Raw genomic sequence first — 22,201 nt, 5'->3', positions numbered from 1 at the left:
AACCAAATTTGAAGGAGTGTTGCGACCCATGTGGGAGACTAAGTTTGCAAAAGAAGGTCTTACTTTTGATGATGTATTATTGGTACCGGCGAAATCGGATGTACTGCCGAATGAAGTGGATTTGAAAGTGGAGATGACGCCAACACTTAAGCTCAATGTACCGGTTTTCAGTGCGGGGATGGATACGATTACGGAGGCCAAAATGGCGATTGCAATTGCGCGTCAAGGGGGCATCGGTGTTATTCATAAGAACATGACAGCCGACGAGCAAGCTGGTGAAATCGAGAAGGTGAAACGTTCGGAGAGTGGTGTTATTATTGACCCATTCTACTTGACGCCAGATCATAAAGTATTTGACGCGGAGCATTTGATGGGAAAATATCGTATTTCAGGTGTGCCGATTGTTAATAATGAAGAAGATCGCATTCTTGTTGGGATTTTGACCAACCGTGATTTGCGTTTCATTACAGACTATTCGATTGTGATTTCTGATGTGATGACGAAGGAAAACCTAGTTACTGCACCAGTTGGCACAACGTTGAAGCAAGCTGAGAATATCCTACAGAAGCACCGTATTGAGAAACTTCCACTCGTGGATGATAATGGTGTTTTGAAAGGTCTTATTACGATAAAAGATATTGAAAAAGTGATTGAGTTCCCGAATTCGGCGAAGGATTCTCATGGCCGATTGCTCGTTGCAGCAGCAGTGGGTGTGACGCATGATACGCTGAGTCGTGCAGAGAAATTAGTAAATGCTGGTGCGGATGCGATTATTATTGATACGGCGCATGGTCATTCGCAGGGCGTTTTAAACAAAATTGCTGAAATTCGCACGGCATTCCCAGATGTGAACATTGTTGCTGGTAACGTGGCTACGGCAGAAGCAACGCGTGAACTTTTTGACGTTGGGGTGGACATCGTGAAAGTAGGTATCGGGCCAGGTTCGATTTGTACAACGCGTGTGGTTGCAGGTGTTGGGGTGCCTCAAATTACGGCGATTTATGATTGTGCAACGGTTGCGCGTGAGTACGGCAAAACGATTATCGCGGATGGCGGGATTAAGTATTCTGGAGATATCGTGAAGGCTCTTGCTTCTGGTGGACATGCGGTGATGATTGGCAGTATGTTTGCTGGAACAGATGAAAGTCCTGGCGAAACAGAAATTTTCCAAGGTCGTCGTTTTAAAACGTATCGTGGAATGGGTAGCCTAGCTGCTATGGAGAAAGGCTCTAAGGATCGTTATTTCCAAGCGGATGCGAAGAAGTTAGTCCCAGAAGGTATCGAAGGTCGCGTGCCTTATAAGGGTTCTCTTGCGGATGTGCTGTTTCAACTAATCGGCGGCATTCGCTCTGGAATGGGGTATTGCGGTTCGCCTGATTTGCGTCACCTACGTGAAGAGTCGCAATTCATTCGGATGACAGGTGCTGGCTTGCGTGAGTCGCATCCACACGATATCCAAATTACAAAAGAAGCACCAAACTACAGCATTTCCTAAAATTAAAAATATGCTAAGCTTAGTTTCGAAATGACTAAACTTAGCATATTTTTTATACTGCGAGCTTCTTTTTGTTAGGCTTGTAGGCCGATAAGTAGGCTGCTGCAAAAACGACAGGCCATAAGATGTAAGGGAAAAATAGCATAATTAACAAGGCGCTTGCTAATGGCAGTTTTAAAATATTAGTGCATGAAGCCGTTGCAAAAACTGCTACGATAAAAATACTGTCAAAAGGCAAGATGTGTGTGAGTGCAAATCCCGTGATGATGCTTGCGAAAATAATTGGGAAGATGTGACCACCACGCCATCCAGTGCCTAGGCAAACTTTTGTAATGAATAACTTCGCTAGACCAATTGTTAGTAAAAGTAGAAATGACATGCTTTTCGATGCGGCAGCTATGTCTGGAAAGTAGTGTTCGCCTGAAAAGAGCATGTATGGTAGGAAGTAGGCTGTGATACCTAGTGTAACTCCGCCGATAACGGCTAGAACGATTGGGTTGTGAGGTAGCTTCTTAGTTAGCCACGCCACGAATTTTCCGAATTGGTCGTATATCAAGCCGAAATATTTTCCGGCAAAGACGAGCGGAACGAATAGTAGCAGTTCTGGCCATGAGATGGTGGATTGCCCAAGTAATACGAATAGACCGCTGTCGCCTCGTAGCCCAAGAAGGTAATGGAGCAAGAGAAGGCCTGCTGCGATAGATATAACGTAAATTATCATTTTTTGCGTATGGAATTTCTTATCTTCGGTTTTTGGGCGCTTTTCTTGGGTTGCAGCAATACCATACAACGGAGCTACAAAAATAATAGAAAGCATTGTTCCAATTCCTAACTCTGTGAAATCTTTACGTTCTTCATAGGTAAAGTGGAGCCTATCACCAGCCCAGGTTACTAGACCCGAACAAATGCTAACAAGTGCGGCTTCAGGCCCCAAGCTAGCTCCAAATGTTAGAATAACTATCGCGGCTACAATATTGCGCCAAATGCGTCCTCGGTATTCTATGCGTCCATTTTTTTGAAATTCTCCCATAATCTCATTCATTTCGGAGGGATATGCGCCGAGGTATTTTTGTGTAAGACCAACGAAAATCCCGCCAATGGGGCAGATAATGAGTGGCCAGTAAGATGGATTTGGGAATGCATCATGGGGATTATTCCAAAGCACACCGATGAGTTGATTAATGGTAACAATGAATAAAAACGATAATATTGCGACAAAGGCACCTAGGATTGCACCGTATGCGGAAAGAATAAATTGTAGGCGAAGTTTCATTTGTAACGACCTCCAATCACGTGATTCATCTATCTCATTATAGCGCAATGCTGGAAAAATATAAAACCTGATGTCTATAACAATTGAAAAACGTACTGTATTCGATGGACTCTAAAGCGCATCAAATCTAGTACGTTTTTTTATTGGCTAATTTCTCTTCGTTCTCGTTTGTATCGTAAATAGTAAAGTAGCACAGATGAATAGAAGTAAGCCGATTAAGATTAAATGGCGTTCTGAGCTGTCACCAGTTTTGGGTATTTTTTCTTGTATATTTTTAGTTGGTACGCCAGCTTCTTCTAAAGTTGGAGCTTTTTTTACTAGGTTCTTTGATGACTGAGGCTTCTTTAGTTGGAATGACTGGTGATACTGGTTTTACTGGTGTCGTTTTTTCTTCATACGGTGGATCAGGCACAATTGGCGGCGTTGGTTGGAAAGTCACACTGTTCTCCATCATTACTTGTAAAGGCGTCTGATCATCGCCAAACGGAATTTCAAACAAGAGCGGTGTGCTATCTAATGTATAGCCAGCAGGTGCGGATGTCTCGACAAAACTGTATTTGCCAGGTTTTAAATCAGTAACTGCTAGAAAACCATGCTCATCTGTAGTTAGATTTGTTTTTAAAATGTTGCCTTGCGCATCTAATAAATCAAAAATAGCACCAGATAGTAGTGTTGTATGATCTGCGGCATTGACTTTTGTTAGTTCTACAGAGCCATTTTTCATGGTGTTTTCTTTGATGAGCGCAATAGGAGTCTGATCATCACCAAAAAGAATCTCGAACGTGATAGGTGTATTGTCTAGTGTATAGCCAGCAGGTGCAGCTGTTTCGACAAAACTATATTTTCCAGGTTTCAAATTGGTAACTTCTAAAAAGCCATTTTCATCAGTAGTTAAGCTATCTTTTAAAATGACACCTTGCTCGTTTAGTAGGTTGAAAGTGGCGCCTACAAGTAGGGTCGTATGGTCATCCGAATCAACTTTTGTTAGTTGAACAGAGCCATTTTTCTTCGTATTTTCTTTGACTAGCGCAACAGGTGTTTGGTCATCACCAAAAGGGATTGTGAACAAAACAGGCGTGCTGTCCAGCGTATAACCAGAAGGCGCTGAGGTCTCAACAAAGCTGTATTTTCCAGGTTTTAAATTAGCAACTGTCAAAATTCCCGCAGCATCGGTCGTTAAATCTCTTTTTAAAGTTGTTCCTTTTTCATCTAGTAGATTAAATGTAGCTCCTACAAGCAAGGTTGTATGGTCATCCGAATCAACTTTTGTAAGCTGAACTGACCCATTTTTCATGGTGTTTTCTTTGACTAGCGCAACAGGTGTTTGGTCATCGCCGAAAGTTATTTCAAAAGGGATTGGTGTGCTGTCCAGTGTATAGCCAGCAGGTGCAGCTGTTTCGACCAAACTGTATTTTCCAGGGTTCAAGTTCGACACTTTTAAAACGCCATCAGCACCGGTAGTCAAGCCTTGTTTCAGAATCGTACCTTTTTCGTCCAGTAAGTTGAAGACGGCGCTAGCTAAAACGTTCGTGTGATCTGCGGCATCGACTTTCGTAAGTTTTACGGAGCCGGTTTTAATGTTATTTTTTGTCTGTAGTATAATCGGATCGGTATCTTGATCGGTAATCGTCACGGTTTGTGGTGTGTTATCAAGAACATATCCTGCAGGTGCATCCGTTTCTACAATTGTATACGTACCAATTTGTAATGCCGTGGATAGAAGAATACCATACTTATCCGTTTTTCCTTGAAACACCGCTGCACCATTTGCATCTGTGATGGTATACTCGGCACCTGCTACAGGTTTTCCGAAATTATCTTTTTTCATAATCTGCATTCGTCCGTCGTATTTTTTCGTTGCTACGGTATTCGATTGGATAATGTTATTCGATACGTCGAGATACGCGGCGTTTAGAAGAGAATCACCAACTTTTAGAGTAGAAACATTCGCTTCAAAAGCCCAACTGTTTGTCTCGTTTTTTGGTATGTCGACGAGTGTTTTTATGGTTACAGAATCGGCATCGTATTGCATATCAAATTTGCTCTTATCATAGTCAAGGATAGAAGTAATGTGGATTCTTGGATCAAGTGGATCTGTGACAATGGTACCTGCTGGAATACTGGCGCCATCTAATGACATCAGTTTCAGCGTGTAGGTTAATGTATTTTCATCGTAGTTGAGGACTTGCTTATCCACACTTTTGCTTAGCAGGTAACTCGTACCAAAGTGTTGAATGGGCTTCACAGGGAGCGTTTTTTGAATGGAAATGGCATTGGATGCAGTGAAATTGGCAGTATTCACTTGTTGTCCAAGATTAGGATCCTCCACTTTTAAAGCGTATTCAATAAAGTACGTATCATCGGCTGTCATATCCCCTAGGTTTACTGTAAAAGTACGCGTCACGGTGTCATAACTAACCTTGCCTTGGAATTCGTCTGTCACGTATTGATAGCCAGTAACAACGCCATCCTCATCAAAGGCACTCGCTTTTAAAATACGAATGTTATCCATGGTTAGACCGCTACCAGGAATCACAGAATTCTTATTGGTTGCTATTAAAGAGGTTCCCTCAGGCAGTGTATCTGTAATGACAACATCATGTAAAGCGATTCTCTTATAGTTGACAACGAGTTGGAATTTATTTTGCTCCGGTGCCGTTGTATTTAAAACAGCAACGTTATTAGCATCCAAATCGCCTTTATACCACTTATCAAAAATGGGTTTTACAATCGGGTTCTTTTTTGCAACATCGACGGTGATGTCATCGTGCTTAGTTGCGTAATCAACAGAAAAAGTCTGCGTATCGTTATGCGCATCGCCAATTGTCAATATCGGCGCACCAAATTTAATCTGAAAAATACCATGAAAGGCTTCATTCGAGGCAATCAAAGTAGTATCAACAGCGATTAAGATTTTATAATTGGTAGCATCTGAGGTAACGCTTTTTAACTTGAATGGTACCGGTAAGTCTAGTTTCGATGTGAAATCAGTAACATTGTACACGATATCTTTCGGTACAGTCACGGTAAGGTCACCGTTTGTTGGAGTGAAAGCACCAGCACTACCAGAAAGATCAATTTGAATCGTGACTTCCCCTCGATTGGTGATGGAACCAGAGGGAACTGTAATCGTTGTTTTGATACTATCTGTAGAAGACGTAGTTTGAGCAGTTGCAATTAAACTAAATGATTGCAAGGATAAGACAAGACACATCAAGGTTATTAGGTATTTTTTTTATGTTTTTCATTATGCTTCTCCTTTATAAGAAATCTTATTTATTTAAATGTAGAAATAATGCTAATATTCAATTCAGTCTTTATCTAAGTATATAGGCATAATTTTGATAGAGATTAGCTCAGTTACAGCCTCCTTTTGTAATGCATTTTTGAAAAAAGTACTATAAAATTCTTTATTATTCATCTACAAAGTAAAATATTAGCATAGAGAGTTAGCAGTGTAAAGGCTGTTTAAACAGGATGTGGTGACACTTTGTAAATAGATAATTTTATTGTAAAAAAATTAACGAAGATTAATTCTGTTTGTGTGAGAGGGTTTACTAAAGCGGGGTATTTTTCCATGGTGTTTGGAAGAATAGGTCTATTCTAAAGTTTTATTGAACGGTATTATGTCTAAAATGTGAAATTTTGAAAAAAAGTGGAGAGTGATATATATCCTTGTGAAATATTCTTTGTTTACGATGCGTATACAGTGTCATAGAGAGCGCATAGAATGCAGGAGATGAGCAGAGAGAAGACAGCAAGAGAGGCTTATAAAATCATGACAATCTATGAAAAAGTTGGATTATGTTATCGCTCAAAAGTGTGACATCATAGATGATGTTGTGACTTCTGTCGTGAAGACTTTATATTCTTTGGATGACACATGGCGAGGGAATGCTGCACAAGATGTCCGATACAATGCTGGACAACTACAGCTGGGAGATTGCTTTCGCACCTTCTTCTAAACCGGGCACACCATCCATCGTTTTTTACTTTCACTCCCATTGAGTCGAAGTCCGAGTATCTTCTTGTAGTAATTGCTTAAAGAGCGGTCCAAAGACGTCGTTTAGGGCACTTTTCATCTCTTTCGCGGACTCTGGTTGATATTCTTCTACAATGGTTTTTGTAAGGGCAACGGTTTAGGATTACGCTTTTTCTTTGGCATCTTATTCTCATCCTTTCGGGGTTTTATTTATTGTACCAAAAAGAAAAACTGCATAAATAATGAACCTAGGATTCATTATTTACACAGTTTATTTTATACTCCCTGTTGTTAGTAAGCGATGGGGTGCCCACCTCTTATCTATGCCTCTATGATGAAAATTTTTAGTATGCGGTTAACAGCAATTATCTACTCAAACTAACTACTTTGGTATCAAGTACGTTACCATTGATGTCGTAGGCAGTGATGTGTGCATTATCTGTCGTGTTAAGGAGAACCGTTTTCGCATAATATTTAATAGTCGATGCACTAGCAGGGATTTTAACGCCCTCTACACCATTCACAGTAAGGCTAATTTTCGCTACGTCCCCAGAGAATTGACCAGTAACATAGTTTTCTTTACCAATTACAAATGGTGCAAGCGTAGTGATAGCACCATTTGTCGTCACTTCTTGTTTTTTAACGGTGACTTTTTTCGTACCTAGCACATTGCCGGCCGCGTCATAAGCAATTAGTGTTACGTCATCAGTGTCTTTTAAAATGACAGTTTTCGCGTAGTATTTAATAGTTGGTGCGGTAACAGGAATTTTAACGCCTGATGCGCCGTTCACAGTAAGGCTAATTTTTGCCACGTTGCCAGAAAATTGCCCTGTGACATAGCTATCTGTACCAAGTTTAAATGCTACTACAGACATATTGAAAGTAGGCAGGGCGTTCAGCAAGCTCTGCGCTCTATCTAGTTCTTGTTGCAAACTTGCTTTTACAGATGCAGTTTGAACGACATTAATTAAACTTTGGGCATAATCAATTGTTTTTTGAGTAGTCGCCGAGTTTAGTATATTGGTAGTAGGATTGTTATTTTGGAACAGAGCCATTACAGCATTTGCTGCCATGGTTTTAGCTAGCGCTTCATTCTCTCCTGGGGCAAGTGGTGCTGCATTATTACTAACTTTTACTGTTTTTCGTGCGACTTCATTTGTACCATTGTATCCTACCACTTCTACTTGCGAACCTGGAGTAATGGAATTACCTACAAGAATACTGTAAGTTCCGTTTACTATCGTTCCAGTTGCTTTCACGACACCATCCACTAGTAGACTGACACGTGTAATCCCTGTGCCCGCTATCCCAGTTATGACTGACGATGTAATATCTGCATCATTCGCAAATAAACTGTAATCTAGTGGTGTATTTCTTAAATCCAATAAAGCTCTTGCTTGGGTGATTGCCGCTTGTGCGTTTGCTCTTACGGTGTCAAGCATACCTGTAACTGCGTCCAATAACTGCTGCGCCGCATCGATTGTTTGTTGATTAGTTGTTGTTTTAAGAACATTCGTGCTTGGATTATTATTTGCAAAAAGTGCTAAGATTGCATCAGTTGCTGTTTTTTCACTGACAGATGCTGCTTGCACGGAAGTCGCAAAAGGAACGTTGAATGGCAGTGCAATACTTGTTCCAATTATGGACGCCACACTCATTACGCTGACTATTTTTTTCAAAGAATGTTTCATTTTATTCATAACCTCTTCCATTTTTTTATTTGAATTCAAAAATTTTGTGCTTTCACCTGCTTTATTAGATTTTTCAAAACTAAGATACTAACTTATCTTAGCACAAGGAGGATGAAGAAGAATAGCTAATACAATCAGTTGTCACTAAATATTAAGAATACTATCTCTTTTTTTAACTATCATACAAAAATCTAGAAAAAAATACACTAAAAAATAACGAAAGGGAAAAATTGACATTTATAAATTGAAAACTAAATTAATAGAAAAAATGCTCGAATCGGAACTGATCCACTTTAATGGGATATAGAATTATCTTCAGCCGTATCTAGAAATTAAGAATGATGACCTTGATTAGTGTGATTAGAGAATTCAGATTTCCTAATCTATCTATAGGACTAAAAAATCTTCTATAATTTCTAAAAGATTAAATACCATCACACAATGCCATTGTGTGATGGTATGGAAAAGGAAAGTTATTTTTCATGAAATTCTAATCAGAATCACAGCTACTTTTTTTCTTTAGGATGTAATATGAATATATAAGCTAACAACAAGCAAATCCATTTTCATACTTTTCCCCTGAAGCCTGAAAATGTTAACTCCCTTTTTGACCGTCGCGGTTACTCCCTTTTCCGCGGTGGTTTTTTTGTGTCTTCACAAACCGAGATGTTTGATAAGGGTATACTTGAGCAAGACACAACAGATGATATCATTCTAATAGATGGTGTTGCATATAAGGACGGTGTGCTTATAGATAGTGAATCCATGGAAAGAGGAAAACTTACATGGGCTGTAAAGGCTATAAAAGCGGTTTATAAAAAGCTACCAGCTAGGGTAAAAGGTCACGTGGATTTCAGTGGGGCTTGGTTCTTTACTAATGTTTATCGAGCACTATACAGGGAAATTAGAAGAGGTTATCTATAAGAAAGTATACCAATCAACTAGGAGCAAAACGGTGGCATGGCTCGTTTCTAAAACTATTATACTACTAATATAAGGGAGGATAGCTGATGACTAGGAGAAAAGAGTTGGTATCCTATATGCAAGGAGTCTTCATTACATCGATGGTATTGTGTTTGGTTTTAAAATTTATTTTTAATAACACGTGGTTTACGTCAGTAGGTATACCTTTCGTTATTTTTATATTACTTTCTGTCATAGCGATGTTTAGATTTAAAGATAAAGAAAAATAGTGATGTAATGGAAAAAATAAATGACTGCCTAGCTATTTTGGTGATAGACTTTGGGGTGTTGATGATATCAAATAAGATTAAAATGAATATTTTACTTGTTACAAGTGGGAGTATATTTTTTATGATTTTATGGGCACCAGAAAATATTTCGACCATTTATACTATTGTATATTAATTGTAGTAGAGCGCTGTCGGAAACGGTCAATAAAGTAGTTATTTAAAGAACAAAGAGGATGGGGTAAAAGTCAGAATATTACGTAATATCCGATTTTCTTTGAGATGCATGTTTTACCCCTACTTTTTATATAAAAAGTATCATTTATATTTTTATGGATTTTGTATTCTATTTTATGATATGATAAAAATGTAAATACTAGATTAAAAAAGGAGGGGTTTAAAATGAAAAAGTCAATTAAGTTTTGCTGTACTTCACTTGCTCTAGCTATGGGATTATCAGTAATAACGCCAAGCATAAGTTCCTATGCTGCTGAAAGAAACTTAGAAAAGGTAATATATGAAAATAAAAAATTGGTAGAATTTAGTAGTGCTCTAAGTGAAGCTTTAAAAGAGGATGGCGTAACGCAACAGCAATGGAATAATTATATAGCAGAAATAAAAGCTGCTGTAGCTCAGGAAACAACTCCAAGGTGGAAGGGCGCAGCTATAAAAAAAAGCAATGAAGTTTGCTATTAAACATGTAAATGTCATTCCATCAAAAAAAGTGAGAGATGTTGTAAAAAAATATGGTGGGAAAATTATCAAAGCTATTGATACAATTGATACATATACTTGGTACGGTATTGCTAAGGCTTTAACAAAAGTAGGTATTCCAGATAAATATGCAGATTTAATTGCAGATTTTTTAGTAACATTTATTTTATAATGATTGGAGCTAACTTATGCTTTCAATTTTTATTTTTTTATTTTGATTTTAGTTCTGTTGTTAATTCCTTTTTTTGGAATTGATTATTTGATTATTTATTTGTTAAATGGTAACTATGATAATGTAGGATATCTTTTTTTTATTTTTAATCTTAACCTATATTGCAGGTTATTTATTGAATAACGTTCTAGAAACAGTCGTGAAAGTAACGTTGTCCAAAAATAAAGAGGACAAAATGCCATTGATATTTAACTTATGTGCTAGTTTTGTGACTTCGTTTTTAGGAGTGTATTTATTAGACATACTTTTTACAACTAGTATTTCATTAAACGCATCTATCTATTTAATGATAGGTTTAGCACATACTATAATATTCTTTATCATCGATCAGCTCCCAGAAGGAGAGAATTAATTTATAAAAAAACAAGGGCAAGAAAGTAAATATTCATCTGTCCAAAAGAAGAATGAGATAACTATTAAAGTATAAATTTTGAATAACCAGAATCTAGAATTTAAAATATCGAGACACGTCTGAAAAAGGCGTGTTTTCTCTTTGGGATAAACGGTGTGCTTGTCTATTTCTTAATCTAGAATAGAAGCCCAGTTAATTGTGATAATTGGACAAGGGAATAAAGTATTTATTTTTCATGAAATTCTAATCAGGCTCACAGCTATTTTTTTTTCTTTAAGATGTAACATGAAAGTATAAGCTAACAACAAGCAAAATCCATTTTCATACTTTTCCCCTGAAGTGTGAAAATGTTAACTCCCTTTTTGACCGTCGCGGTTACTCCCTTTTCCGCGGTGGTTTTTTTGTGTCTTCACAAACCGAGATGTCTGATAAGGGTATACCCAAATAAGACGGTCTTGAATACGGTATAATCGAAAGTAGCGGTGTCCAGCAAGGGTATCCGGTAATTATTTTTGAAAAGAGGGGGTGCGTGGTAAAGGTTGATCATGTGCTAGTAAGTAATAATGGTCTATATAGAAATAAAAGATGTTAATAAATCATAATAATCTAGATTATATTTCATAATTATTGTCCCTTTTAAGGAAAGTATACTTTTTACAAGTAAAAATAATTTATTTCCCCGATAACTCCTATTTTTTAGCTATACCTCTGATATATAAGTTCTTTAATAGCCATATTCGTTTTATTAAAAACCAAAGCAACCACGACAACCAGAAAAAGTTTATTGTATTGCTCTCTCAAATTAATTTTAACCTAAAATAGATGTTCACAAAATAGCATTTGTTGGCACGCTCTCTGTTTTGTGGGAAATCACGTGAAGTAATTTTTCTACAGTCTGGGAACGATAAAATGGTGTTTATTAAAGCTAAATTCACCAATTTGAAGAAAAATTAGTTTTTAAAGGGTTTGAAATCTGTGAAAAAACGTATTTCGCGAAAGCTCTTCTTTTGTTTGATGAAAAACGGTATACTGGATAGATAGAAAAGCTTTGAACGGGAATAAAGGTAGGTGCTAGGTCAAAATGATAGAACAATATTGGAGTAGGTCACAACAAGTTTTGCAGGAAAGCTTTGGCTACTCGTCGTTTCGTGATGGACAAGAGGGCGTGTTGCGGAATTTATATGGACGTAAGGATACACTGGCGATTATGCCAACTGGGGGCGGTAAGTCACTCTGCTATCAGATTCCTGCGCTAGTTTTGGATGGTTTGACGATTGTGGTGTCACCGTTGATTTCACTGATGAAAGATCAAGTTGATGCGCTTAATGAACTGGGAATTCCGGCAACGTTTGTGAATAGTTCATTGACGGGTACGGAGATTGATAATCGGCTTTGGGATGCGGAAAATGGAGCGGTAAAATTGCTTTATATTGCGCCGGAGCGTTTGGAAACATCGAGTTTTCAGCGATTGGTGGACACGACAGATATTGCGCTTTTTGCGATTGATGAGGCACATTGTATTTCGCATTGGGGGCATGATTTTCGTCCGAGTTATTTGACGTTGTGTGATACGTTGGACCGGATTCACCCACGCCCGCTTATTATTGCACTGACGGCGACGGCGACCCCGACTGTTTCTGAGGACATTATGAAGTTGCTGGATATTGGCGCGGATAGTATTGTTCAGACTGGATTTGCACGTGAAAACTTGGCTTTTCAAGTGGTGAAGGGGCAAGACCGTGATAAGTACTTACTGGATTATCTGAAAACAAACGCGGAGCAGTCAGGAATTGTGTATGCGGCGACGCGTAAAGAGGTGGAGCGGCTGTATGAGGTGCTGAGCAAGAAGGGTATTCCGACGGGGAAATATCATGGTGGCATGTCGGATAAGGAACGCAACGGTTGGCAGGAGAAGTTTCTATATGATGATGTGCGTGTAATGGTAGCAACGAACGCATTTGGTATGGGAATAAACAAGTCAAATGTGCGCTACGTGATTCATTACAATTTGCCACGAAATATTGAGGCCTACTACCAAGAAGCGGGACGTGCTGGGCGTGATGGTGTAGCCAGTGATTGTATTTTGTTGTTTGGTCCACAAGACATGCATATTCAACATTTTTTGATTGACCAATCGGAAATGGACGAAGAGCGCAAGCAGAACGAATACGCGAAACTACGCCAAATGGCGGGTTATGGCTACACGGAGATTTGTTTGCAGAAGTATATTGTGCAATATTTTGGCGAAGAAGGCGAGAACTGCGGACGTTGCGGGAATTGCCTTGATACACGAGAAGCGCAGGACATCACGATTGAGGCACAGCAAGTCTTTTCATGTATTAAGAGAATGCAAGAGCGTTTCGGAAAAGTCATGGTTGCTAAAGTGTTGACTGGCTCTAAGGATCAGAAAATCCAGCAGTGGCACCTGGAGGAGTTATCGACGCATGGTTTGATGAAGGATCGCTCGCAGAAAGATGTTTTGCAGCTGATTGATTATTTGGCGGCAGAGAAATATCTGAGTTACACAGATAGCCAATTTCCATCGCTAAAACTGACAAATGAAGCGATTAGCGTTTTGCTAGGTAAAGAGAAAGTCACGCGGAAAACAGCGCGCAAAGTTACGAAAGTATCGATTGATGTGGATGAAGGATTGTTCGGTGAGTTACGAGAAGTGCGCCGGGAGCTTGCATCGAAGCACAAAGTTCCTCCATATATTATTTTTTCCGACGAAACGTTACGGCAAATGTGTGAATACCTACCAAAAGACGAAGAGACGTTTTTGGAAATTAAAGGTGTCGGTATGAATAAGCTCGAGAAATATGGCGCGGAGTTTTTGGAAGTTTTGCAGAAACAGGTATAAAAGCAGTATTGGGACGGGTATTTTTATGTCCCAATGCTGTTTTTCTATGCTGGAAGTTTTTAAAGCAGGCTCAACGGGTATTTGTAGGTGAGATATGTAAAATTAGATTTTGCTAAAAGAGAGAATGGAAAGGAGTTGGGTTTTTTGAAGAAGGTCATGTTACTTTTAGCATTACCAACTATGTTAATAGGTGTTTTATTCCATCCATTGAGCCCTGAGGCGGCAGCAAATTTTTCGGTAACAACAGTTATTCCGGATAATCAAATCGATAAATCCAAGACATACTTTGATTTACGCATGAAGCCAGGCCAAAAACAAGATTTAGAAGTTGTACTTAAGAACGATACGGATAAAGAAATAACCGTAGAAACGAATGCAAATACGGCAGTGACGAACGATAATGGCATTGTCGATTACAGCCAAACTAATCCGAAATTGGATAAATCGCTTAAAATACCATTTTCATCGATTGCCACGATGGAAGATGAAGTTGTACTTCCAGCTAATAGCAGTAAGACAATCAAGGTTGCAGTGACAATGCCTGACACTGCATTTGATGGTATTATTTTAGGCGGCTTGCAGTTCATTGAAAAAGAAGATCCTGACGCGAAAAAAAGAAGATGACCAAGGAGTGCAAATCAAGAATCGGTATGCCTATGTAGTTGGCGTACAACTGTCGGAAAATGATACAGTTGTAGAGCCTGACATGAAATTACAAGAAATTAAACCGCAACAAATCAATTATCGCAATGTGGTGACGGTGAACTTGCAAAACCCAGAAGCGACAATTATTAAACCACTAATGATTGATGCTAAAATTTATAAATCAGGCGACAATCAGGTTTTACATCAAGCAAAACGCGATAATTTGAGAATGGCGCCAAATTCCAATTTTAATTATGCAATTGATTGGGAAAATCAGCCGCTCAAAGCGGGAAAATATCGCTTAAAAATGGTAGCAACGTCTGGAGATAACACATGGAAATGGGATGAAGAATTCACCATTAAAGGCGACGATGCGAAGAAATTAAACGATAAAGCGATAGATCTTGAAAAAGACTATACATGGTGGTACATTGCAGGAGGCGCTTTAGCTCTTATTCTGCTTGTACTTCTAGCATTCTGGCTAGGAAAACGCTCGAAAAAGGACAAAGATGAAGATAAAAAGGAATAAATAAGTAGAGAACCCGGATGGGAGCTGTAAGGTGGCTCTTATTCGGGTTTTAGCTGCGCCTGTTCCAAGTTCAATCAGACCTGACAAGCCAGCATCGCTTTTCTATGTTGTCTAGCTCAGCAGGCTAGGTCTTCGGAACTTTCACAGGCTCCGCAAAAACCAAGGGATGGTTTTAGCTGCGCCTGCTCCAAGTTCAATCAGACCTAACGAGCCAGCATCGCTTTTCTATGTTAGAATAAACATATCTCATAATCCAGAAAGGAATTTTAAAATGACAAAAATAGTAGTTTTAGCAGAGAAGCCTTCTGTTGGGAAAGATATTGCGCGTGTTCTTGGCTGTAAGCAGGGCAAGAATGGCTATCTTGAAGGCTCGAAATATATCGTAACTTGGGCGCTGGGGCACTTAATCACGCTCGCTGATCCGGAAAATTATGATGCCAAATATAAATCGTGGAATATGGAAGATTTGCCGATGCTTCCGCAAAAAATGAAACTCGTACCAATCAAACAAACACGAAAGCAATACGAAACTGTGAAAAGTTTGATGATGCGTAAAGACGTGGATTCTATCGTTATTGCAACCGATGCCGGGCGCGAAGGTGAGCTCGTGGCGCGCTGGATTATAGAGTATGCCAAAGTGAAGAAGCCAATTAAGCGTCTCTGGATTTCGTCTGTAACGGATAAAGCGATTCGTGAAGGCTTCAACCACCTTCAACCAGGAAAAGCCTACGAAAATTTATACCGCTCAGCCGAAGCCCGTTCAGAAGCAGATTGGGTAGTTGGAATCAATGCCACGCGTGCCTTAACGACAAAATATAACGCGCAACTTTCTTGTGGACGCGTACAGACGCCAACGCTTGCAATGATTGCGGGGCGTGAAGAAGAGATTCGCCAGTTTAAACCGAAAGAATTTTATCAATTGACGGCTGTAACCGAGCAAGGCAGTTTTTCTTGGAGTAGAGGCCAGACTTTCGATGAGGCTGAAGCTGAGAAAATTGCGCGGAGTCTGAATGGCAAAGAGGCTGTGATTACAGATGTAGCGGTGAAAGAGAAGAAAACGCATGCACCGGGTCTTTACGATTTGACAGAATTGCAACGTGACGCCAATAAACGTTTTGATTTTTCCGCTAAAGAAACACTAAATATCATGCAGACACTGTATGAGCGCCATAAAATTCTGACGTATCCGCGTACTGATTCGCGCTTTATTTCTGATGATATCGTGCCAACGTTGAAAGAACGCGTTGAAGCGTGTGGCATAGGACCTTACGCAAAACCCGCGCGTGCTGTGGCATCGAAACCAATCAAAGCAAATAAGTCATTTGTTGATAACAGCAAAGTAAGTGATCACCACGCGATTATCCCAACGGAAGAAACACCGAGCTTATCGGACCTCAACGATCGCGAACGCAAAATTTATGACCTCGTAGTGAAGCGCTTTTTGGCCGTACTTTCTGCACCATTTGTGTATGAAGAAACCGCTGTACAAGCCAAAATTGGGAACGAAACGTTTGGCCTTAAGGGGAAAGTCGTCAAATCACTCGGTTGGAAAGCCGTTTATAATGAGGATAACGATAAGGATACAGTAACCAAGTTGAAAAAAGGCGAGCAATTAAAAGTTCGTGATATTCAGCTAACAACTGGTAAAACAAAGCCGCCAGCTAGATACAACGAGGCAACGCTACTTTCTGCGATGGAAAATCCAAGCCTGTCCAGTGGTAAAAAAGATTTAGCGAAAACACTTGGCGAAACTGGTGGACTTGGCACGGTTGCAACACGTGCTGATATTATCGAGAAACTTTTCAACAGCTTTTCTCTAGAGAAGCAAGGTAAAGATATCATGATTACGTCGAAAGGTCGCCAATTGCTAGAGCTCGTTCCAGCTGACCTAAAATCACCAGAGCTGACGGCAATTTGGGAGCAAAAGCTATCCAAAATCGCAAAAGGCCAATTAGACAAAACCACGTTTACGAACGAAATGCGCGATTACGCCAAAAAAGCTGTGACAGAAATCAAGCAAAATGACAAGAAGTTCAAACACGATAATATTACATCCACAAAATGCCCAGATTGCGGCAAACTCATGCTCAAAGTCAAGGGCAAAAAGGGTACGATGCTCGTATGTCAAGATCGTGAATGTGGCCATCGTGAATCAGTTGCCAGAACAACGAATGCCCGCTGTCCCAAATGCCATAAACGTATGGAATTACGCGGAGAAGGTGATAAGCAAATCTTTACATGTGCTTGCGGACATCGTGAAAAACTATCCGCATTCAATGCTCGTCGTGGCAATGAGAAAAATAAAAAACGTCTCAAAAAGCGAAGTTGCAAAATATATGAAGAAACAGAACAAAAAAGAAGAAGAACCTTTCAATAACCCGATGGCAGAAGCATTGGCAAAATTAAAACTAAAATAAGACGCAAAGCACATCCTAGCTATTCATTTAGACTAGGTGTGTTTTTTTGTGCAATGCTTTAAATTGGAAATTTGCTAGCCTATTCGTTCTTAACTTGAAATAGTTCTTTAGTGACTTGTAAACAAGAACGTATGTTTGTATACTGTTATATATAATGATGGAGAAAATAGTAGCGAGTTTTCATCCAGTCAATAAACAGGAGGCGATTTATCATGGCCTACAAAGATCGAGGACTAAAGAAATGGGGCGGTTTCATATTGAGTGAACACACCGCGCATATGGAGCAATCTAATCGAATTCCGCAGTGGAAAGTGGCAATGGACGAGGCGGCTATTCAATCTATCTTAACTCACGCAACTTCGCATCATGTCATGCTTGCTATTCAGGAGTACCAAGCAGTGGGAATTGACGCACAACCAGATATCGTTGGACAATTAATTGGCATCGAGGGAGACAGTATTTATATTCGAACGAGTAGCGGAATTCAGGCGATAGAACTGACCAATATTCGCCACGTAGAAGAAAGGCGGATTGAGAAATGGTACAGTTAATTGATTATGAAAATGCCCCAAAACGCGACATTCTATGCATCGATGTGAAAAGTTTTTTTCGCATCAGTTGAATGTGTGAAAAGGCGGCTAAACCCATTAGAAGCCTATTTAGTTGTTATGAGTAATCAAGAGAGCCAAGGCGGTCTAGTTCTTGCAGCAACTCAGAAAATGAAAGATACATTTAATATCAAAACAGGATCGAGGCGCTATGAAATCCCAGAAGATACCCGGATTATTGTCGCAGAACCAAGAATGAAGCTTTATTTGCAAGTCAATGAAATGATTATTTCGATATTCAAGCGGTATGTAGGACCAGAACACTTACTCATTTATTCTATCGATGAGGCTATTTTGGATGTATCCCACTCGCATAGCTTATTTGGTGACACAATGACTATCGCGAAACGAATACAGCAAGATATTTTAGATGAGTTGCGATTATATGTCACGATTGGAATTGGAGAAAACCCGCTACTCGCGAAAGTAGCGCTAGATGTCGAAGCAAAGCATCAGTCGAGCGGTATTGCAGAATGGCGTTACAAAGATGTTCCGAATAAACTATGGAAAGTAAAGCCGATGACAGAAATGTGGGGAGTTGGACGAAGAACGGAAGTACAGCTGAATCGCATAGGCATTTATACAATATATGATTTAGCACATGCAGAGCCCAATTTTTTACGACACGCAATGGGAATCGTCGGCGAGGAGCTTTTTTATCATGCGAATGGTATTGATTATACGGACTTAGCAGAGAAATACGTTCCATTGTCAAAGAGCTACGGGAAGAGCCAAATACTAGAGCGCGATTACGATAATCATAGGGAAGTCGAAATAGTTATCCGTGAAATGGTAGAGGATATCGCGATGCGTTTACGACGTGAGCATGCAGAAACATCCGTTATTCATGTTTCCATAGGCTACAGTCGTCATAGTCTACTAAAAGGTTTTGGAAACCAATTGAAAATTCATCCAACTGATAGCAGTAAGAAGATAAGTACGTATATACTATACCTATTTCGTAAACATGTAGCAAATGAGCCCATTCGTAGTCTATCCATCCAATTGGGTAAAATTCGCTACAAAGATGGTACTCAACTGAACTTATTTGAGAATGCTGTTCAAACGGTAAATCAAGAGCAGCTAGAGCGAACGATAGACAAGATTCGCGATCGTTACGGTTTTCAGTCTTTGATGCACGCAAGTAGCCTAGCAGTCGGTGCAACGGGGCTGAGGCGCGCTTCAATGGTTGGCGGACACAAAGGATAGTCAGCCATTATAAACGAAAGGCAGAGGCAATCTAGTCATTGAAAACAAGCTTGTGAGCAAACGTATAAACTTTTTTATTCCATTTAGATAAAAAAGCAGCGTAAAATTAGCTTAAAGCAACAAAGATTTATCCACTCCTCAAGTGTAAAATAATAATTGTGAATATTATCACAAATTCGAGAGGAGATGCTCCACATGATGTTTGCGAAGAAAGTACAAGATTACCAAAATCGTATTTTTGATGTAAATGAAATCAAGTCTTTCGATAATAACCAAGCTAAGAAAAATATTTTTTACGAAACAGGACAAACAGTTGGTGCTGTGTGGTGTTTGAAACCGGGGCAAGAATTATATTTCCATTCCCACGAACGGGCAGATGATATTTGGATTTGTATTGATGGAGATTCAGGCACTTACTATCCAGAGTGTGGCGAATCTGTTGAAATTTCAAAAGGAATGGTGTGCGTAGCAAGGCCTGGCGAAAAGCATGGCATGAAGAACACGGGAACAAAAGATTTTGTATTCATCGGAATTGCTGGACCAGTACCACTAGATTTGATTTTGCATGAACATGAATAGCGTTACCAATCGATTAATGATGTTAAAATCGCCAAAAACATGCTAATATAGTTTTTACATGGAAAAGGGGGATATACATGAACATCATTATTGCATTATTAGCTGGACTAGTCGCATTTGCGGTTGGAGCGCTATGGTATTCTGTGCTTTTTGGAAAGGTATGGATGGAGGCTGTTGGAATTAACGAAGAAACAGTTCAAAAATCCTCACCAATAACACCAATGGTTGTGACACTTGTTGTTGAGATGGCTGTAGCTATAGTTGTGAGCTTTGTTTTAATCCATTTAGACCTGAATATTTATTTGGGAGGTTTATTAGTTGCTGGCATCGCAATTCTATCAGCAATTAAGAATTACATGTTCGAAATGAAGCCATTTAGGTTGATTTTGATTAACGAAAGCTATAAATTAATTACAATCATGATTATGACCACTAGTGTAGCGCTTTTTACGTAAATGTTGGGGCACTACGAATGAAGAGAGTTAGAGCCCCAATATGCATGAGAGCAAAGCGAGCATGTAAACCATCAGTGGCACTACGAATGAAGAGAGTTAGAGCCCCAATATGCATGAGAGCAAAGCGAGCATGTAAACCATCAGTGGCACTACGAATGAAAAGAGTTAGAGCTCACAATTATAAAACCTTCTGAAACGCTTTCGCATGCTTTGTGTAGAGCATAATTTTCGTCTTACTCAAAATAAGGAGTGAGGCGATTTTATTTTGTTTGAAGTTTTATGCGAAACTAATTTTAAAAATAAGAAATAAATGTTCCATTTGGTATCTTAATATTATAATTTTCCCACATTTTTATGATTACCAGATACGATATCTGCTATTTCATTTCGCGAGGTTTTGAATGGTGTCTAGTGTCAGATAAAGCTGACATGCCTATTTGTAATAAGTTCAAAGTACAAACTGAATCTAACATAAGCGATGAAGAAAGAAAAAGGAGAAAAAACAGGATAATTAATGGATATTTTTAACGGTATCAAATATTCAAACAATGTGTTATATTGAACATTAAGGATAATGCTTGTTTATACTCACGGAAGGAGGCAAAAAAATGACAGCTTTAACGTACACACTGCAAGACTTTGTTCCTCAGCACTCGTTTACTGGCCCACGTATCCCTGTTTTGAAAACGCTAACACCAGAAGAAATCCTATCGGCAGTACCCGGCACGCAATTCGAGATAGACGAACAACAAGATTTAAAACTTGTTGCCATGGGTGTTTTTCAAGATCAGACGACCCCCATTGTCTTAGAAGGACTGTCCTTTAATCTCAAGGAACGGGCTAATTTTGGACTTCAGTTTATTCGCTGTGCGGAGGTAACCATTCGTCATTGCCGTTTTTATGGTTATAACCCAGATAGGTTCATTACGCATGGGGCTACTGATAGTAATGTGTTGTTCCAAGATTGTCCAATGGTGACGCTAGAGGGGAATGAATTTGGCCCTAATGATGGAATAGGAACTGATGCGGATGTACTCAATCGATGTATTACCATTCAAGGCACGCCTGTGGGTTCGACCATCTACCGCATCACTGATAATCTCTTTTCTTCGGTCAATCAAGGTATAGTGGCATTAGGAGATGTTTTTGGGGCAACACCAGACCAGTTTTACCTCGAAGGCAACCGCTTTTACGACGTCCAAGATAATGGCTTATACTTGATTCGTTTGGGCGGGGCAACGATTCGCCAGAATTGGTTTGTTAAACAAGAAGATGAAGCCATTGTCTTGGATGGTGGGCAATTCTTGCTGGAATACAATACGTTCATTGACACCAAAAACCGCGTGCTGGCGGTCAATGGTGATCACGATGGGGCCACAACGGAAGCCATTACGTTTCAGTACAATACCGTAGGAAATACGGAAAACTCGGGGTATGAAGGAGTGCTTTTCTATTCCCGCGGACAAGATAAGCGCGATGCACAAGGGCAACCAGTGGGGTGGACTTACCGCGTCCGTACTTTGCAAATCCGCTATAATCACTACTGGCATATCCAGCGCAGCTACCACCTGTTCCTGTTGGAAGAAGTGGATACCTTCTTATTTGAATATAATCGGATAGAGGTACCCTATTCGACTGGCCTAGGCAGTGCGGTGCTCTATTTTGGAAATAAACAACCCATCACCGCAGGGGCGGTACAACACAATCAGCTTCATGGAGATACCTTTGCCCGATAAGCTTGGTGGATTGCTTCCAAACAGAATAACCTCTATACGAAGCTCACCTTAAGTCAAAATGTGCTACACACCGATGCCTTGACGTTGGATGGTAGTAGAGGTTACCAAAAACAAAAATGGGTCACTGGGAAGCGAACGAGCGCTATCCACACAATTGGGCTTTCTGTCAATCAAGTGGTGTACCCACGCGTCTCCGTTACGGTAGATACCCGTGTGCCGTACCCGATTCGGTAT

Annotated in this window: 13 protein-coding genes and 4 pseudogenes; 12 read left to right on the top strand and 5 right to left on the bottom strand. The window is 39.7% G+C overall.

Annotation, left to right across the window (positions count from 1 at the left end; translation table 11 throughout):
- The first annotated feature begins 28 nt into the window (after positions 1 to 28).
- Positions 29 to 1,495, top strand: coding sequence for an IMP dehydrogenase (gene guaB, locus PROCOU_RS07855; protein ID WP_036071209.1), 1,467 nt, complete (start codon positions 29 to 31; stop codon positions 1,493 to 1,495).
- A 52-nt stretch (positions 1,496 to 1,547) separates the two neighbouring features.
- On the opposite strand, the gene PROCOU_RS07850 is transcribed toward guaB, so the two are convergent.
- The 5 genes and pseudogenes from PROCOU_RS07850 to PROCOU_RS07840 form a co-directional block, all read right to left on the bottom strand.
- Positions 1,548 to 2,768: a chloride channel protein gene (locus PROCOU_RS07850; RefSeq protein ID WP_036071206.1), complete on the bottom strand. Its 1,221-nt coding sequence runs from the start codon at positions 2,766 to 2,768 to the stop codon at positions 1,548 to 1,550.
- A 147-nt stretch (positions 2,769 to 2,915) separates the two neighbouring features.
- Entirely contained in the window at positions 2,916 to 3,026 is a 111-nt protein-coding gene (locus tag PROCOU_RS19305; RefSeq protein ID WP_425268386.1) for an LPXTG cell wall anchor domain-containing protein, read from the bottom strand.
- Positions 3,027 to 3,042: 16 nt separating this feature from the next.
- Positions 3,043 to 5,964: an MSCRAMM family protein gene (locus PROCOU_RS07845; protein ID WP_036071204.1), complete on the bottom strand. Its 2,922-nt coding sequence runs from the start codon at positions 5,962 to 5,964 to the stop codon at positions 3,043 to 3,045.
- A gap of 832 nt (positions 5,965 to 6,796) precedes the next feature.
- Positions 6,797 to 6,933 (bottom strand): annotated as a pseudogene (locus tag PROCOU_RS19300) (IS256 family transposase); the annotation flags it as partial.
- Between the two features lie 182 nt (positions 6,934 to 7,115).
- Positions 7,116 to 8,441: an immunoglobulin-like domain-containing protein gene (locus tag PROCOU_RS07840; RefSeq protein ID WP_149023634.1), complete on the bottom strand. Its 1,326-nt coding sequence runs from the start codon at positions 8,439 to 8,441 to the stop codon at positions 7,116 to 7,118.
- Between the two features lie 648 nt (positions 8,442 to 9,089).
- Here PROCOU_RS07840 and PROCOU_RS07835 point away from each other — a divergent pair.
- The 11 genes and pseudogenes from PROCOU_RS07835 (at position 9,090) to PROCOU_RS07775 (ending at position 21,967) form a co-directional block, all read left to right on the top strand.
- Complete coding sequence (locus PROCOU_RS07835) at positions 9,090 to 9,365, top strand: hypothetical protein (protein ID WP_036071199.1); 276 nt, start codon at positions 9,090 to 9,092, stop codon at positions 9,363 to 9,365.
- Positions 9,366 to 10,033: 668 nt separating this feature from the next.
- A complete protein-coding gene (locus tag PROCOU_RS07825; protein ID WP_036071193.1) occupies positions 10,034 to 10,327 on the top strand; it encodes a hypothetical protein in 294 nt (97 codons plus the stop codon).
- Entirely contained in the window at positions 10,311 to 10,517 is a 207-nt protein-coding gene (locus PROCOU_RS07820; protein WP_036071191.1) for a hypothetical protein, read from the top strand. Before PROCOU_RS07825 ends, PROCOU_RS07820 begins: the two co-directional genes overlap by 17 nt.
- A 1,493-nt stretch (positions 10,518 to 12,010) precedes the next feature.
- Entirely contained in the window at positions 12,011 to 13,789 is a 1,779-nt protein-coding gene (gene recQ / locus PROCOU_RS07810; protein WP_036071186.1) for a DNA helicase RecQ, read from the top strand.
- Positions 13,790 to 13,933: 144 nt separating this feature from the next.
- Positions 13,934 to 14,963, top strand: a pseudogene (locus PROCOU_RS19295) (WxLIP family cell surface protein).
- Between the two features lie 271 nt (positions 14,964 to 15,234).
- Positions 15,235 to 17,380, top strand: a pseudogene (locus tag PROCOU_RS07800) (DNA topoisomerase III).
- 212 nt (positions 17,381 to 17,592) lie between these two features.
- Entirely contained in the window at positions 17,593 to 17,931 is a 339-nt protein-coding gene (locus PROCOU_RS07795) for a hypothetical protein (protein ID WP_036071183.1), read from the top strand.
- Positions 17,919 to 19,197, top strand: a pseudogene (locus tag PROCOU_RS07790) (Y-family DNA polymerase). Before PROCOU_RS07795 ends, PROCOU_RS07790 begins: the two are co-directional and overlap by 13 nt.
- Positions 19,198 to 19,392: 195 nt before the next feature.
- The gene (locus PROCOU_RS07785; protein WP_243832135.1) at positions 19,393 to 19,776 is read left to right on the top strand and encodes a cupin domain-containing protein; all 384 of its coding nucleotides are present in this window, start codon (positions 19,393 to 19,395) and stop codon (positions 19,774 to 19,776) included.
- Between the two features lie 77 nt (positions 19,777 to 19,853).
- On the top strand, positions 19,854 to 20,231 hold the full coding sequence (locus PROCOU_RS07780) for a DUF1761 domain-containing protein (protein ID WP_036071179.1): 378 nt from the start codon (positions 19,854 to 19,856) through the stop codon (positions 20,229 to 20,231).
- Positions 20,232 to 20,839: 608 nt separating this feature from the next.
- The gene (locus tag PROCOU_RS07775) at positions 20,840 to 21,967 is read left to right on the top strand and encodes a right-handed parallel beta-helix repeat-containing protein (protein ID WP_036071177.1); all 1,128 of its coding nucleotides are present in this window, start codon (positions 20,840 to 20,842) and stop codon (positions 21,965 to 21,967) included.
- Positions 21,968 to 22,201: the final 234 nt, after the last annotated feature.

Origin of the sequence: Listeria rocourtiae FSL F6-920, from assembly GCF_000525975.1 — a bacterium.
Taxonomy (GTDB): Bacteria; Bacillota; Bacilli; order Lactobacillales; family Listeriaceae; genus Listeria_A; species Listeria_A rocourtiae.
The sequence above is the reverse complement of the archived record's forward strand: the minus strand, read 5'-3'. Positions and strand labels throughout refer to the sequence as shown.

What these genes read in the sequence shown, in the direction of transcription:
- guaB (WP_036071209.1), top strand. Translation starts at nt 29, where the DNA reads ATGTGGGAGACTAAGTTTGCAAAAGAAGGTCTTACTTTTGATGATGTA.
- PROCOU_RS07840 (WP_149023634.1), bottom strand. Translation starts at nt 8,441, where the DNA reads ATGAAACATTCTTTGAAAAAAATAGTCAGCGTAATGAGTGTGGCGTCC.
- PROCOU_RS07795 (WP_036071183.1), top strand. Translation starts at nt 17,593, where the DNA reads ATGGCCTACAAAGATCGAGGACTAAAGAAATGGGGCGGTTTCATATTG.
- PROCOU_RS07775 (WP_036071177.1), top strand. Translation starts at nt 20,840, where the DNA reads ATGACAGCTTTAACGTACACACTGCAAGACTTTGTTCCTCAGCACTCG.
- PROCOU_RS07785 (WP_243832135.1), top strand. Translation starts at nt 19,393, where the DNA reads ATGATGTTTGCGAAGAAAGTACAAGATTACCAAAATCGTATTTTTGAT.
- recQ (WP_036071186.1), top strand. Translation starts at nt 12,011, where the DNA reads ATGATAGAACAATATTGGAGTAGGTCACAACAAGTTTTGCAGGAAAGC.
- PROCOU_RS07850 (WP_036071206.1), bottom strand. Translation starts at nt 2,768, where the DNA reads ATGAAACTTCGCCTACAATTTATTCTTTCCGCATACGGTGCAATCCTA.
- PROCOU_RS07825 (WP_036071193.1), top strand. Translation starts at nt 10,034, where the DNA reads ATGAAAAAGTCAATTAAGTTTTGCTGTACTTCACTTGCTCTAGCTATG.
- PROCOU_RS07780 (WP_036071179.1), top strand. Translation starts at nt 19,854, where the DNA reads ATGAACATCATTATTGCATTATTAGCTGGACTAGTCGCATTTGCGGTT.
- PROCOU_RS07820 (WP_036071191.1), top strand. Translation starts at nt 10,311, where the DNA reads ATGAAGTTTGCTATTAAACATGTAAATGTCATTCCATCAAAAAAAGTG.